11 protein-coding genes are annotated in these 14058 nt (G+C 64.4%); 5 read left to right on the top strand and 6 right to left on the bottom strand.

All coding sequences use genetic code 11. The features are described from left to right. Positions 1-415 precede the first annotated feature (415 nt). The gene (locus GA0061098_RS21850; protein WP_091960795.1) at positions 416-1051 is read left to right on the top strand and encodes a MarR family winged helix-turn-helix transcriptional regulator; all 636 of its coding nucleotides are present in this window, start codon (positions 416-418) and stop codon (positions 1049-1051) included. 626 nt (positions 1052-1677) lie between these two features. Here the strand turns inward: GA0061098_RS21850 and GA0061098_RS21845 are convergent. Then, on the bottom strand, positions 1678-3249 hold the full coding sequence (locus tag GA0061098_RS21845; RefSeq protein ID WP_091960792.1) for a porin: 1572 nt from the start codon (positions 3247-3249) through the stop codon (positions 1678-1680). A 511-nt stretch (positions 3250-3760) separates the two neighbouring features. Between GA0061098_RS21845 and GA0061098_RS21840 the strand changes: the two genes are divergently transcribed. Then, positions 3761-4240, top strand: a complete 480-nt coding sequence (locus tag GA0061098_RS21840; protein WP_091960789.1) for a MarR family winged helix-turn-helix transcriptional regulator — start codon at positions 3761-3763, stop codon at positions 4238-4240. 75 nt (positions 4241-4315) lie between these two features. Here the strand turns inward: GA0061098_RS21840 and GA0061098_RS21835 are convergent, their stop codons facing one another. Continuing rightward, positions 4316-5398, bottom strand: coding sequence for an alpha/beta hydrolase family protein (locus tag GA0061098_RS21835; protein WP_091960785.1), 1083 nt, complete (start codon positions 5396-5398; stop codon positions 4316-4318). An 860-nt stretch (positions 5399-6258) separates the two neighbouring features. On the opposite strand from GA0061098_RS21835, the gene GA0061098_RS21830 reads away from it, so the two are divergent. Beyond that, the gene (locus GA0061098_RS21830) at positions 6259-7323 is read left to right on the top strand and encodes a ketopantoate reductase family protein (protein WP_091960782.1); all 1065 of its coding nucleotides are present in this window, start codon (positions 6259-6261) and stop codon (positions 7321-7323) included. A gap of 22 nt (positions 7324-7345) precedes the next feature. On the opposite strand, the gene GA0061098_RS21825 is transcribed toward GA0061098_RS21830, so the two are convergent. Further along, the gene (locus tag GA0061098_RS21825; protein ID WP_091960779.1) at positions 7346-7930 is read right to left on the bottom strand and encodes a LysE family translocator; all 585 of its coding nucleotides are present in this window, start codon (positions 7928-7930) and stop codon (positions 7346-7348) included. A gap of 260 nt (positions 7931-8190) precedes the next feature. Here GA0061098_RS21825 and GA0061098_RS21820 point away from each other — a divergent pair, with 260 nt between their 5' ends. Next, complete coding sequence (locus GA0061098_RS21820; RefSeq protein ID WP_091960775.1) at positions 8191-9009, top strand: YkgJ family cysteine cluster protein; 819 nt, start codon at positions 8191-8193, stop codon at positions 9007-9009. Positions 9010-9112: 103 nt separating this feature from the next. Then, the gene (locus GA0061098_RS21815; protein WP_091960772.1) at positions 9113-10627 is read left to right on the top strand and encodes a helicase HerA domain-containing protein; all 1515 of its coding nucleotides are present in this window, start codon (positions 9113-9115) and stop codon (positions 10625-10627) included. Between the two features lie 3 nt (positions 10628-10630). On the opposite strand, the gene GA0061098_RS21810 is transcribed toward GA0061098_RS21815, so the two are convergent. From GA0061098_RS21810 to GA0061098_RS21800, 3 genes are read right to left on the bottom strand one after another with little or no spacing between them, the layout of a single operon-like run. After that, positions 10631-11371 carry an ABC transporter ATP-binding protein gene (locus GA0061098_RS21810; protein WP_091960769.1) on the bottom strand — a complete coding sequence of 247 codons (741 nt, stop codon included), beginning with the start codon at positions 11369-11371 and terminating at the stop codon, positions 10631-10633. Beyond that, positions 11368-12213: an ABC transporter ATP-binding protein gene (locus tag GA0061098_RS21805; RefSeq protein WP_165637517.1), complete on the bottom strand. Its 846-nt coding sequence runs from the start codon at positions 12211-12213 to the stop codon at positions 11368-11370. The genes GA0061098_RS21810 and GA0061098_RS21805 overlap by 4 nt, the downstream gene beginning before the upstream one ends. Next, entirely contained in the window at positions 12213-14036 is a 1824-nt protein-coding gene (locus GA0061098_RS21800; protein WP_091960760.1) for an ABC transporter permease, read from the bottom strand. The genes GA0061098_RS21805 and GA0061098_RS21800 overlap by 1 nt, the downstream gene beginning before the upstream one ends. Positions 14037-14058 lie beyond the last annotated feature (22 nt).

Here is a 14058-nt window from a genome sequence, read left to right as displayed (position 1 = left end):
ATTGTCTTGAACGTTACATTCGCCTGCAACGACATCTGGGCTCGCGAGCGTCTCTACTTGATTTTGTTGAGAAGCTCATTCATCGTTTCAATGGAATATAAGAAACGTCTGCGTGTGACTTGAACTCAGGGGCTTTGGTTGAACTATTCCGATCCATCGTCGGCTGGCGACGGCAACTCGGGCTCCCGTGCGACGACGCTGTTGGGACGCCAACGACGCAGTTCGTCACTCCGAAGCACGCGACGCGCATCGGTCCAGATCGGGCGCACTGCGATTCGTTCCTTCGAACGAGAGCTCGACACGACGTGTTCGCCGGACAGCTGCAACCGTTCGATGTCTTTCGATGGTTTCGCGGGCCAGGGTGCAAAGCGGCTTCGGGGCGCCGCAGACGAAGTTCCGGGGACGAGGTAGATTCATGCCGTTGGCACGGGAAGCCGTCGAGCTGCTGGTTCAGGCGGCGAGGGCTTGGTATTTCGAAGGCAATCAGCATGGATTGCGCGATCGCGAATGGATGGCGCTGCGCTTTCTCGGCCGCGCCAACAGGTTTTCGCGCACGCCATCCGCGCTGGCCGGCTTCATCGGCGCCACCAGAGCAACTGCATCGCAGATCGTGAAGACGCTGGAGAGCAAATCCTTTCTGGTGCGCAAGCCGTCGCAAGAGGACAAGCGTTCTGTCGTCCTGCACGTCACCGCCCAAGGCGAGAAATGCCTGAACCAGCACGACCCGATCAATCACGTGGTGAATGCGGTCACCTCGCTTGGAAACGACGAATGCGTCAGGCTGCGCGACTCGCTCCGCGAAGTTCTCAATCACCTCGACGCGGCCCATCAACGGCTCGATGCCAGCGTCTGCCGGGACTGCATGTTTCTCGCCGAACGCGGCCCGGGCACCTCCAAAGGTCGCGCGAGCGCCGAATTCATGTGCCGGCTGTATCGCGCTCCGGTCTCGCTCGATGAGACCGAACTGCTGTGCACCAGTTTCGAGCGCACCCGCGACCGCCCCAAGATCGAGGAGCATCTCGACCGCGCGCGGATGGCAAGCCAGGGCTGAGGCGCACGCAATTTCCGCGCGAGTGGTTGCGGCACAGCCCGCGGACAACTTCGCAGCGCCTGTCTCTGAACGACGCATGCAGTTCTCTCGTGTCCCGGACAAGCCGCAACGCTGACAGCGTTGCGGCGCAGAGCCGGGACCCAGAAAGCGACAGAGTGCGACGCGGATAGATGGGCCCCGGCGAGCAGTGTTATGACGCCCGCTCTCTCCACGCCGTCATTGCGAGCGCAGCGAAGCAATCCAGAGTCTTTCCACGAAAGGATTCTGGATTGCTTCATCACCAGCGCAAAATTGCTTCGCAATTTGTCGCGGGCTCCTCGCAATGATTGAGCGTCCTGCAATCACCACTGTCGCCGAAACCGAATTTCGATAGATCGGAATATTTGCGCGAGGAGCTTCTCAGAGCAGCGAAACAGGCTCGGTGCCGTGGCCCGGATGGAGCGCCAGCGTAATCCGGGACCGGCGCGCGGTACCGGGCGAACGGTCCCTACACCATCGGGCAGCGCATTCGCGCGACCCGTTGGCTCGATCCGGGCAACGCGGGCGTCAGGCATTACGCCGCATGCGCGCACAAAAAAACACCCGGCGGTTTCCCGCCGGGTGTTCATCACGTGGTTCGAAAGATCTTACCAGTTGCGCTGGGCGCGGAGCAGCAGGGTGACGCTGTCCTGATCCTTCAGCTCGTACAGGGCGGCCGGCTTGGCCGTCGTGCCGGCACCGGCGTAACCAACCGTGCCCGAGTACTTCTGGTCGAGACGGGTCCAGTTCAGGTCGCCCGAGAACGTCAGGTTCTTGACCGGGGTCCAGCGGGTGATGATACCGACCTGGCCGACGGCGAAGTCAGGGTTACAACCCGTGACACCGGCGAGACCGCCGAACACGCCGCCTGCACCGCCAGCGCCGCAGAGAGCGGTCTTGGCGACCGAGCCGTACTGCGCCTGAGCGTAGGCACCATACAGCGCGGTGTTCCAGTAGGGATCCCAGTTATGGGTGTAAGCACCGCGGAAGCCCCAGGTCTTGACGGTTTCCTGCTGGCCGCCCGTGACGAACACGGTATCCGGAGCATAGGCGAAGCCGACGCTCTGATAGGCAACGCCCGAGCTGCCGAACATCGAGTAGCTGCTGCCCGCCAGGTTCTGGAAGTTGTAGCGGGTCGCACCGTCGGTGTAGACGCCCGAAATGTTGATCACGTCACCCGCACCGGTCGGGATGTTCTTGATCGACAGAGCGAGCTGAACAGCCCAACCCCACTTGTCGTCGGGGTGGCCGGTGGCTTCGGTCGCGCCGTAGTAGGCGACGTGGTTGTCATGCGCAGCGACCGACGCCTGGAACATGCCCCAGGCCTGGTCGACACGGACCATACCGACGAGGTTCGGCGAACGCGAGCCGCCGATGGCGTTGGTGCCGTACGTACCGCCGACCATGCTGCCGACGGTCGCGCCGGTCAGGTTCACGTTGCCGGCCTGGTAGTAGGCCGTCGCGTCTTCCGCCGAGAACGAAGCCGTCACGCCCTGACCGAAATCAGCGGTGTAGGTGAACTGGTTGACACCAGTGACCGTGCCGGAACCGCCGACGAGGCTGTCGATGTTGTTGCCGGGATAGTTGGTCCAGGGCGCGTCGAACTGCGACACGGCCTTACCCATGGTGAAGCCGGCGAACTGGATGAAGGCGTAGTACACGCCGAGCGAACCGCCCGAGGTGTTGCCGTCGGTGCCGTTGATCGACGAACCAACGAGCGCCGGCGTCGCGCCGGAGGTGTTGAGGCCGAGGTTGCCGGTATAGACCGTGCCGCCCGTCGCCGAGCCGGAGCCCTGATAGCCACCGGTGGTCCAGGTGAACACGCCGTCGAAGAAGGTACGGACGACGCCGTATTCGGTCGCGGTGCGCGTGTCGATGTTGAGATCCTGACGAGCGCGCATCTGGTAGTAGTTGCTGAGGCGGTTGTGCGCACCGGCCGGAGAGCCGTTCGAAATGCCGTAGTTGCTGTTGGTGTTGAACGCGACTTCAGCGCGCAGATAACCACCCAGCTTGATGCAGGTGTCGGTGCCCGGGATGTAGTAGAAGCCGGCGCCGTACAGCGAGCAGATCTTCACGTATTCGACGGCCTTGGCCTTCACGGGGAGATCGGCTGCGAACGCCCCGGAGACGGCCATCAGGCCGGCAGCCGAGCCGAGAAAGAGCGTCTTCGTCAACTTCATTAGTAAACCTCCAGGTCGGTTCAGGGGGCTCGGCTCCTCGGAGGACGCCGCTTGACCCACTTAATTTCCGTTCAATTCAGGTCCGCACTGAAGGTCCGGACTGAAACGACAGTGAGGTGCCCCCCCTCCGTCGTAGCTTCACGTATAGTTTATAAAAACAACGGCCTCAATTTATTGATTTAGTGAATCGTAACTTCCGTCAGAGATGTTGCCCGATGGCAACAGAGGCGGTCGGAATGGCACCTAACTCCTTAATCCAAAACGAAAAAGCCCTCAGGGGGCATCCCGAGGGCTTTCTTGGAGGTCTCACATCGCTGTCCATCGACAGGGTCAAGAGCAGCAAAGATTGAGTGCTGCGAGACGTAATTTAATTAATTGCTTTTTGCAAGTACTAAACCGTCAAACCGTTTTCGCCGCGCGGTGTCCGCCACAATTGTCTATGCGCGATATGCGAGACGATTCCCCAATATCCCATTAAAAGAGTGAACTGAGGGAAACGGGGGGCAGCCACATGATCGAGAAAAAACTCGACAGGGCGATTACGGACTTCATCTGGAACGTCGTCGAAATTCACTCCCAGCTGGAGGACATCCATACCTGCTGGGCCGGACTGCTGGGCATTACCGAGCCGCAGTGGCTGATCTTGATGGCGATCACCGAACTGGACGACGGGCGCGGCGTCGCCGGCATCGACATCGCGAACAAGTTGCGGGTCCACCCGGCCTTCGTGACCAACCAGACCAAGAGCCTCGAAAAGGGCGGCTTCCTGTCGCGGCGGCCGGCACCGGACGATGCCCGCTTCGTTCTGATGTCGCTGACCGAGAAGGCCACGACGGAAATCGAAAAACTGTCCAAGAGAAAGCTCGCCTTGAATTCGACCATCTTCAACGAGCTCGACGAGAAGACCCTGGCTGAACTGAATGCCGCGCTCGCAACGATCGGCAGGAACGCCCGGCTGGCGGCACGATTGCTGGCTATCGACGTGTCGTGACGCGCGCCTCGGCTTCGAGACGATCGCCTCGAAGCATGGCCGCAAACACCGCTCTCGAAAGCGATCCCCCCAGGGCTAGAGGTAGGTCACGGGATCAAGCTGACGGGCCGTTCCGAGCTTGCTGCCGAGCCATTCGAAGACGAAGTCGTCGACAGCGATGAAATTCTCGACCTCGCCGAGCGGGTGCCGGACATTGTTGGGCACCACGACCGAGCAATCGGCTCCGGTCTGCCGATAGCCGGCTTGCAGATCGAGGGCGTCCTGCTCCCATATCATGGAGCGGCTCCCGACGACCATGAGCAGCGGGCACGGGAGTCGACGCGACGGCGCCAGCGAACCCGTCGAGGCTCCGTCAGGGACCGCCTGCCCGAAACCGGTCATCCAGCGAAGCGATGCTCGACGCATCACCGGCGTCAAAAGGCCACCGTCGCACACGGCGGCCGCTATTCTGCGATCCGAGAGGGCAAGGCGGGACGCATGAGAGGCGCCCTCCCCTTCGCCATAGATTGCGATCCGCCGCGCATCAACATCGGGGCGAGCCTCCAGATAGTCCAACCAGCACTGAAGCCTGTGCTCCGGCTTGAAGGAGCGATGCACGGTTGAATTGCCGGCATCGACGAACAAGAGCGACATGGTCCCGCAGAGTGAGGCCGGCAACAGCCTGCTCATCATCGAGCCCAGGGTGATGTCCTCGTCACTGAGGCAGATGACCGTCGGCGCGGAAGTCCCACGACGGAGCGCCGGCAGAAAGAAGGCGGCCAGCGCCCCCTGGTCGAAGCAATCAATCTTGACCCGCTCGATCGCCAGTCCGGCCTCCGCCTCGAAACCTCTCAGGCTGATGCCGACCTCGTCTGCGAGGCCGGCACTTTCGACATCTTCCGGACAAGACAAGCGTCTGACGACTTCGAGGGCCGTCAACGAACAGAGCCACGCTTCCCGCGAAACCCAGGCGGAACGGTTTTGGTGCGCGGATTCGGCCAAGGTCCGGTAGTCGTCCGCGACCTTCAACCACTCCGAAATCCACAGATGCCGGTCCGTCTCACGCCCAAGCTCCGCGACGGACAGGCTTTGGAAAAATTGGGACGCGCGATCCCGCAAGCGCGCCAGGCTTTGCCCGGCGCCGTCGCACGAGCCGTGCGGCCAATGATCACCTTCCATGTCAGCCCCCGAGCGGCGCCGTCAACGGTTGCCCGGACTTGCGCCCAGACCTGCCGGCTTCGCGTTCTGCGCAGCACCCTGCACACCTGCTCGATGCGATCGCTGCCGCCCCTGATCGCGTCCATCGCGCTTACGCCTGTCGATGCTGCCCGCCGCATCGACGTCTTTCGTCACCATTCCCAACCAGCCCGCTTGGGCACAAGGTCGAGGCCAGCCCAACTCAATCGTCACGTCCCAGCTCCATCGCTGAACACAGTTGTTTGCCGCGCACTCCGCCAGTCTTGCGATCAGACTTGCGATGCGGCCCTTGTCGTTTCTTGTTGCGATCGGCGAACCGAAATGACGTCAGTTCGCCGACGTAAAATACATGCCTGCGTAGGCCGGCATTGTGAAAGCACGATATGGTGAGAGATGCGGCGGATTGCCGCTTCATCGACGCCGATTGCGATGTGACGATAAGATGACAGCGAGACCGACGTGCCGATCATCGGCGCGAAGTGTGACGACTCCGATCGCGCCTCACAGCGAGCCGATGAGCGAAACATCCGACGGATCGAATTCGGTAAAGTCGCATGCGAGCGAGCCGATGGACCACCACACGTGGCGGGACAGCGAGGACCCGTCGGGTGATAAAATGAGGACCCGTCGCGGATGAGCGCCGCACAGCCGGGGTCATTGCCGGCGAGCGGAAGGATTGCCGGAGGGATGCTCTCACTCCGTACCGGCCGCCGGAATCCGGCGCCGCCTTGTATGCATTATCCCAGTTGCCATCCCCGCGCACTTCGCTTTACATGCCGGCAACTCGCCCGCGGATGACGGCCGGGGCTCAAAAATCACACACATTGTCAAAGGGACGGAATATGGCGCGCAACATATTGATTCTCGGGGCTTCTTACGGCTCGCTGCTGGGCACGAAGCTGCTGATGGCGGGGCACAATGTGACCCTGGTCTGCCGCGCCAAGACCGCGGAGCTGATCAACCGCGAAGGTAGCGAGGTGCGCATCAAGCTGCGTGACGAGGCGGTGCATCGGGCGATCTTTTCGCGCAACCTGCCCGGCAAGCTCGACGCCGTGACCCCCGCCAATGTCGACCTCTCCCGCTACGACATGGTCGGCCTTGCGATGCAGGAGCCGCAATACACCAACCACACCGTCCGCGTTCTCATGGTCAAGATCGCCGCGGCGAAGCTGCCGTGCCTGTCGATCATGAACATGCCGCCGCTGCCCTATCTGAAGCGGATCCCGGCGCTCGCCGACATGGATCTGGAAGAGGCTTACACCAATGCCCAGGTGTGGGAGCGGTTCGAGCCGGGGCTGGTGACGCTGTGCTCGCCCGACCCGCAGGCGTTCCGTCCGCCGGAAGAAGCCGCGAACGTGCTGCATGTCGGCCTGCCCACCAATTTCAAGGCGTCGGTGTTCGCCGACGAGAAGCACAACAAGGTGCTGCGCGAGCTCGAGGCCGACATCGACGCGGTGACGCTCGACGGCCACGACGTGCCGGTGAAGCTGAAGGTGTTCGATTCCCTGTTCGTGCCGCTGGCGAAATGGTCGATGCTGCTCACCGGCAATTACCGCTGCATCACGCCGCACGATCCGCAATCGATCCGCGACGCCGTGCACGGCGACCTCAAGCGCTCGCAGACGATCTACGACCACGTCGACGCCATCGCCCGCAAGCTCGGCGCCGACCCGCAGGACCAGGTGCCGTTCGCGAAATACGCCAAGGCCGCCGAGAGCCTGCTCAAGCCGTCATCGGCGGCGCGCGCCGTCGCGAGCGGCGCGCCCTTCATCGAGCGCGTCGACCTCCTGGTGAAGCTGATCTCGCATCAGCTCGGCGTGCCCAACGCCGAGATCGACCGCACCGTCGAGACTGTCGATCTGAAGCTGAACGAGAAGATCGTGCAGGGCGGATCCGGCGCGCAGTAAGCGCTTCCGGTGACGTCGGCGCTCACGCGCTCAGGAATGATTGAAGCCAGATCAGGCCGGTCACCGCGACAAGCGTGACCGCGCCGGTGCGCGTGACCAGGTCGGGATGCCCGAGACGGCGCGCGCCGCGGCCGAGCGTTGCGCCCAGAGTGATCCACGCGGCGCCAGCGGTGACAATCTGAAGCGCAATCGCGCCCAACCAGGGCAACAGTTCAAGCGGCCCAGCTCCAACTGGCAGGAGCAGGAAGGCGAAGACGAGCGCTTTCGGGTTCAACAGGGTTGCGAGCAGCACCTGGCCGAACGTCACCGGTGCACCGTCGCGCAGCTCGCGCGTGTTGACTCGCCAGAGCATGACGGCAAGGCACAGGATGTAGATGGTCACCGCGACGCGGAGCAGGACGGCCGCGAGCGGGATATCCATGACGATGGGCCCGAGCGCCAGCCGCAACAGCGCGATCGCCAGCAGATAGCCGGCGAGCTCCGCCACAAGCAGATGAAGCGAGCGCACAATGCCGATCCCTGCGCCCGATGTCGCGAGCAAGGTGTTGGTCGGCCCGGGCACGGCCAGCAGGAAATAGGTCGCCGTGAAGAAGGTCAGGAAGCTCATGCGCCTGAGCTAGCAGTCCCTGCCCAGGCTTGGTTTGATCCTCATCATCGAATCCGGTCGTCAAAGCCCGGAATCGACCCGAATCCGCCCATTCCGTGATCGCAGATTTGCGAAAACGTTGCATCCATGCGAGGTCTGGCCTTACGTAACAGAGGCCGCCGAGATGCCTCGGCAGAGACACCAGATGCCGGCTGCGGGCAGCAGGTTCCAAGCCTGCCCGCGATAGCCGGATTGACGGGCGAAAGAACAAGTCATCGAAGATGGATCAGTCGACGTTGCAGGTCGCTCGCGCGGTGGAGGCCGGCGCGACAACCATGAAGAGTGTCATCGACGCGACCGGATTGTCCCGTCTCAAGGTCGAGCGCGCCTTGAACACGCTGGAGAAGCAGAAGCTGCTGGTTCGCGACGGCCAGGGCTTCAAGGCAGCCGGCCAGCCGAAGACGGCGCCGTTCGCCCGGCAATGCGGATCCTGCAACGCCTGCTGCGACATTCTCGAGGTGGCCGCCGTCGACAAGCCGGTGAACCAGCTCTGCAAGCACTGGCAGACGGGCACCGGCTGCACCATCTACGACCGCCGTCCCCAGATGTGCCGCTCCTTCGTCTGCGCCTGGCTGCAGGGGCATCTCGACGACGACTGGTTCCCGGCGAAGTCGGGGATCATCGTCCATTTCAGCCAGGATGCCGTGAACGTCACGGTCGACGACCATTGCCCCGATCGCTGGCGCGAGGAGCCTTATTTCGGCAAGCTCGCCGAATGGTCGCTGAATGGCATCAGGCGGATCGGAAACCGGGGCTATGCGACCCTGATCGTCTCTGGCGCCGACCGCTTCCTGCTGCTTGGACGCACGGTCGTTCCCGAGCCAACCCTGTTCGGCACGGCCTTCGTGCCGCTGACCGCCGACACGTTCCGGTTCTGGCGGGCGACATCGCCGGAGCATTTGCAGCGATTGCATGAGCGCATCGCCGAGATGGAGCGGATCAGGCAGGAATTCGGCTCCTGCGTCATCCCGGAGAACGAGGACGACGATCCGCAAGCCCCCTATCGGCCCGCACTTTTACGGCTATCGAATCACGCCTGAACGCCGCCGTGGGCAACGCGGCTTGATCAGCGCCGTGCCGCTCGACGCGCCGCGGCGGGATTGATAAGCCCCTGTCCGCGAATGACGGGGACTTGAGTCGGGCATGACGGTTGCAATTGAGATGGGGCAGACCACGGCGGGCGCCCCGGCCGCCATGGACCTCGAGGAACTCTTGGCGACCCGTCTCCTGGTGCAGGGCAATTCGGGCTCCGGCAAGTCGCATCTGCTGCGGCGGCTGCTGGAACAGAGCGCGCCCTGGGTGCAGCAGGCCATCATCGACCCCGAAGGCGATTTCGTCACGCTGGCCGAGCGTTTCGGCCATCTCGTGATCGAGGCCGAGGATCACACCGAGCGCGGCCTTCAGGTCGCCGGCGAGCGCGCGCGGCTGCACCGCGTCTCCACCGTGCTCAATCTCGAAGGTCTGGACGCCGAGAACCAGATGCGCCGCGCCGCGGCGTTTCTGGGCGGGATGTTCGACGTCGACCGCGACCATTGGTATCCAATGTTGGTGGTCGTCGACGAGGCGCAGCTGTTCGCGCCGGCCGTGGCCGGCGAAGTCTCGGACGAAGCGCGCAAGCTGTCGCTCGGCGCCATGACCAATCTGATGTGCCGCGGCCGCAAGCGCGGGCTCGCCGGCATCATCGCGACCCAGCGACTGGCGAAGCTCGCCAAGAACGTCGCGGCGGAAGCCTCGAATTTTTTGATGGGGCGCACCTTCCTCGACATCGACATGGCGCGCGCCGCCGATCTGCTCGGCATGGAGCGGCGGCAGGCGGAATCCTTCCGCGATCTCGAGCGTGGGCAGTTCATGGCGCTGGGACCTGCGCTGTCGCGCCGGCCGCTGCGTTTGCATATCGGTCCGACTGACACGAGCCCACGCAATTCCACGCCGCGGCTGATGCCGCTGCCGGAATCCTCGCTTGAAGATATGCGCGCCGTGATCCTGGCCGCGCCGCCGCCCGATGCCAGCCGCCCGCAGCGCCGGCCGGCGCCTGATTTGCTCGAGCAACTCCGCGCCGCGAGGGCAGCCGCCACGCCGGAGATCCGGCCCGAATTGGTCGAGGTGCCCGTCAGCGCCGAGGAGCTCGCGGAACGGCGCGAGCGCGTGGCTCGTACGCTGCGTGCCGTGCTGGCCGAGCCCGACGCCGGCTTCCGCGCCATCGGCGTGCTCTATCAGGAGTTCGTGGTCCGCTGCCGCATCGAGGGCTTAGGGGCGGCCGTGCCCGATCTCAACGAGTTTCGCCGCATGCTGACGCATGCGCGCGCCGGCCTCGGCACTGATCTGGCTGAAGACGACGCCTGGCAGGACGTGTCGCTGCGCGCATCCATTTTGCCCGACGACATGCAGGGCGTGTTCATGATGATCGCGCGCGCCGCGAAGGAGGGCTGGCCATGTCCCGGCGACGTCGCGATCGCGCGCGCCTATGGCTCGCATTCGCTGCGCCGGGCGCAGCGGCTGCTCGGCTACATGGAGGAGCAGGGCCTGATCGTGGTCCAGCTCGACGGCGGCGGACGCAGGATCGTGACGCTGGTAGAGCTGGCCTGGGCCACGGCCCCCGGCGATCCCAATGGCGATGATCTGCCGGCGGAGCCAGCAGCGACCGCCGTGTCCGCCTGAGCGTCAGGCGGCCTCGGAGCCGCCGAGATAGGCGTCGCGGATTCGAGGGTCGTCCTTCAGCGCGCGTGCCGGGCCTGACAGCACGATCTTGCCGGTCTGGAGCACATAGGCTTCATGTGCGATCTCCAGCGCGAGGCTGGCGTTCTGCTCGACCATGAACACCGAGACGCCCTCCTGATTGATGGTCCGGATCAGCTCCAGCACGCGGTCCACATAGAGCGGCGACAGGCCCATGGTCGGCTCGTCCATCACGATCATCCTGGGACGGCTCATCAGCGCCCGCGCCATCGCGACCATCTGCTGCTCGCCGCCCGACAACGAGCCCGCGCGCTGCGACAGCCGCTGGCCGAGCTTCGGGAACAGCGTCAGCATCTTGTCGAGATCCTGCGCCACCGCGTCGCGGTCGTTGCGCACGAAGGCGCCCATCAGGATGTTCTCGCGCACGCTCATGTCCGCGAACAGCCGCCGCGCCTCCGGCACCGAGGCGATGCCGCGACGGACGATCTGCGGCGTGGTCAGCCCGATCAACGATGCGCCGTCGAACGTGACATCGCCCGAGCGCGGCTTCACAAGGCCCAAGATGATCTTCATCGTCGTCGACTTGCCGCTGGCGTTGCCGCCGAGCAGGCAGACGATGTGGCCGCGCGCGACCGTGATCGAGAGATCGAAATGGACCTGGGCCTGGCCGTAGAAGGTGTTGACGTTCGATAATATGAGCAGCGGCTCGGGAGAGGAGTTCGTCATGCTGCGCTCTCCTGCTCCGACGTTCCTGACAGACCGTGGCCGAGATAGGCCTCGATCACCTTGGGATCGCTCCGCACCGCGTCGCCCGGCCCTTCCGCGATCTTCTTACCCTCGTCCATGACGATGACGCGATCGGACAGGAGCATCACCATCTCCAGCTTGTGCTCGATCAGGAGGATGGTCAGTCCTTCCGCCTTGAGCTCGGCGACCAGCGCCTGCATCTCCGCGGTTTCGGTCGGGTTCATGCCGGCCGTGGGCTCGTCGAGCAGCAACAGGCGCGGCTTCAGCGCGAGCGCGCGCGCGATCTCGACGCGGCGGCGGTTGGCGTAGGACAGGCTATAGGCAGGCTGGTCGATGCGCGGCAGCAGCCGCTCGCCGAAGCGGGCGAGAATGGCTTTCACCTCCTCGCGCAGCCGCTCCTCTTCGTCCCTGACACTCGCGGGCCGCAGCAGCGCCAGTCCCAATTCCAGCAACGGGCCGATCACCGGCACCGCCGGCTTCACCGCACGCAGCCGCGTGTGCGCGCCGATCAGAACGTTGTCCATCACGCTGAGATTGCCGAAGACGCGGCCGAGCTGGAACGTGCGCGCGATGCCTTCGGCGGCGAGCCGCTCCGGCGACAGGCCCGTGATGTCCTGGCCTTCGAAGTGAACTGTACCCACGTCGGGCCGATCGAGCCCGGTGACGAGATTGAACAGCGTCGTCTTGCCGGCGCCGTTCGGGCCGATGATGCTGACAAGCTCACCTTTGGCGAGGTCGAGATCGATGGCGTCGACCGCGGTGAGGCCGCCGAAGCGCCGCGTCAGCCCGCGCAGGGACAGCATGGAATTGAGCTGTGCCATCACAGCGTCCCCAACAGGCCCTGCGGCCTGAACCGCACGAGCAGCAACAGCACGATGCCGTAGATCAGGATGCGATACTCCGCTGCGATCCGGAAGACCTCGGGCAGCCCGACCAGCGCGACCGCTCCGAGCATCGCGCCGACGACATTGCCGAGGCCGCCGAGGATGACCACGGTCAGCGCCAGGATCGATTGCTGCGTGTTGAAGGTCTCGTGGTTGATGTAGGAGTAGAGGTGCGCGGCGATGCCGCCGCTGACGCCGGCGGCGAACCCGCCGAAGATGAAGGCCAGCGACTTGTAGCGGTTCAGGCTGAGGCCATAGGCGCGCGCTGCGATGTCGTCGTCGCGGATGGCGCGGAAGCTGCGGCCGAGATGCGAGGTGAGCAAGCGTCCCTGCAGCAGCGCCAGCACGACCATCACTGTGAAGCTGAACCAGTAGATCGAGGTCGGGCTGATCAAATCGTAGCCGAACAGCGACAGCGGCGGGATGCCGGAAATGCCGATCGGGCCCCGTGTGACGCTTTCCCAGTTCAGGATCACCAGCGACACGATCTCGCCAATCGCGAGCGTGGCGATCGACACATAATGCCCGCGCAGCCGGAACGACGGCGAGATCAGCGCGGTGCCGAGCGCAGCGCACATCAGGCCGCCGCCGATGATCGAAAGGCCTACCGGTACGGAGAGGGTCAGTGACAGCAGCGCGGAGGTGTAGGCGCCGATCGCGAGCAGCGCGGCGTGACCGAGCGAGACCTGGCCGATCGTGCCCGCAACCAGCGTCAGACTGAGCGCGAGCATGCCGAGCAGCCAGGCATTGATCAGGGTCTGCAGCACGTAGAACGACACCGGGAAGAACGGCAGGACCGCGAAGATCGCGGCTGCAGCCAGCAGCGCCCAGCGCGGAATGCGCACCGGGCGGCTCGGCGCGATGAAGGTGCCGGTGAGCGGCTCGGGCGGCGCCTGCCGCGCGCTGGCGAACAGGCCGTTCGGCCGCAGCACGAGCACGACGACGAGAAGCAGGAACGCGAACAGATTGCGATAACTGGTGCCGAACACCGCGACGCCGTAGCTTTCGACGAGACCAAGCAGCAAACTGCCGATCACCGCGCCGGGCACATTGCCGGCGCCGCCGACGACTTCAGCGACGACGCCCTTGAGCGTCGCCTGCAGGCTCATCGCGGTGTCGATCTGGTTGTAATACATGCCGACCAGCATGCCGGAGACGCCGCCGAGCGCGGCGGCAATGCCGAACACCGCCTGATTGACGCGGTTGACGTCGACGCCCATCTGCATCGCCGCATCGCGGTCCTGCGCGGTGGCGCGCACCGCCCAGCCGAGCTTGGAGTAGCGCAGGAACACGAACAACAAGAGCGCGCTCGTGAGGCCGACGCCGGCAATGAGCAGATCAAGCGGGCCGATCGTGCCGCCGCCGACCTGGAAGCGGACATCCGGCAACTGGCTCGGCAGCGCGCGCGGATTGGGCGAGAAGGTCAGCATCACAAGCTGATCGAGCACGAAGCTGATGCCGATCGTCGCGAGCAGCGGCGCGATGCGCACCGAGTTCTGCAGCGGACGCAGGCCGAACCGCTCGATGATCAATCCGACGAGCGCGGCAGCCACCGCGACCACGATGATAGTGAGCGGCAGCGGCGTATGCAGCTGCACCACCGCGACCCAGCCGATATAGGCACCGACCAGATAGATCGAGCCCTGCGCGAAGTTGATCAGCCGACTGACGCCGAAGATCAGCGCGAGCCCGACCGCAACGAGGGCGTAGACATTGCCGACGATCAGCCCGTTGATCGTGTAGTCGAGCCAGGAAGACACACAGCGTTCCTACTGAAGGGAG

This window comes from Bradyrhizobium shewense (assembly GCF_900094605.1).
Classification (GTDB): Bacteria; Pseudomonadota; Alphaproteobacteria; order Rhizobiales; family Xanthobacteraceae; genus Bradyrhizobium; species Bradyrhizobium shewense.
Note: the sequence above shows the minus strand (reverse complement) of the source record. Positions and strands in the feature narration are given on the sequence as shown.

Coding starts and splice junctions, on each gene's coding strand:
- GA0061098_RS21850 (WP_091960795.1), top strand. CDS start 416: ATGCCGTTGGCACGGGAAGCCGTCGAGCTGCTGGTTCAGGCGGCGAGG.
- GA0061098_RS21845 (WP_091960792.1), bottom strand. CDS start 3,249: ATGAAGTTGACGAAGACGCTCTTTCTCGGCTCGGCTGCCGGCCTGATG.
- GA0061098_RS21840 (WP_091960789.1), top strand. CDS start 3,761: ATGATCGAGAAAAAACTCGACAGGGCGATTACGGACTTCATCTGGAAC.
- GA0061098_RS21835 (WP_091960785.1), bottom strand. CDS start 5,398: ATGGAAGGTGATCATTGGCCGCACGGCTCGTGCGACGGCGCCGGGCAA.
- GA0061098_RS21830 (WP_091960782.1), top strand. CDS start 6,259: ATGGCGCGCAACATATTGATTCTCGGGGCTTCTTACGGCTCGCTGCTG.
- GA0061098_RS21825 (WP_091960779.1), bottom strand. CDS start 7,930: ATGAGCTTCCTGACCTTCTTCACGGCGACCTATTTCCTGCTGGCCGTG.
- GA0061098_RS21820 (WP_091960775.1), top strand. CDS start 8,191: ATGGATCAGTCGACGTTGCAGGTCGCTCGCGCGGTGGAGGCCGGCGCG.
- GA0061098_RS21815 (WP_091960772.1), top strand. CDS start 9,113: ATGACGGTTGCAATTGAGATGGGGCAGACCACGGCGGGCGCCCCGGCC.
- GA0061098_RS21810 (WP_091960769.1), bottom strand. CDS start 11,371: ATGACGAACTCCTCTCCCGAGCCGCTGCTCATATTATCGAACGTCAAC.
- GA0061098_RS21805 (WP_165637517.1), bottom strand. CDS start 12,213: ATGGCACAGCTCAATTCCATGCTGTCCCTGCGCGGGCTGACGCGGCGC.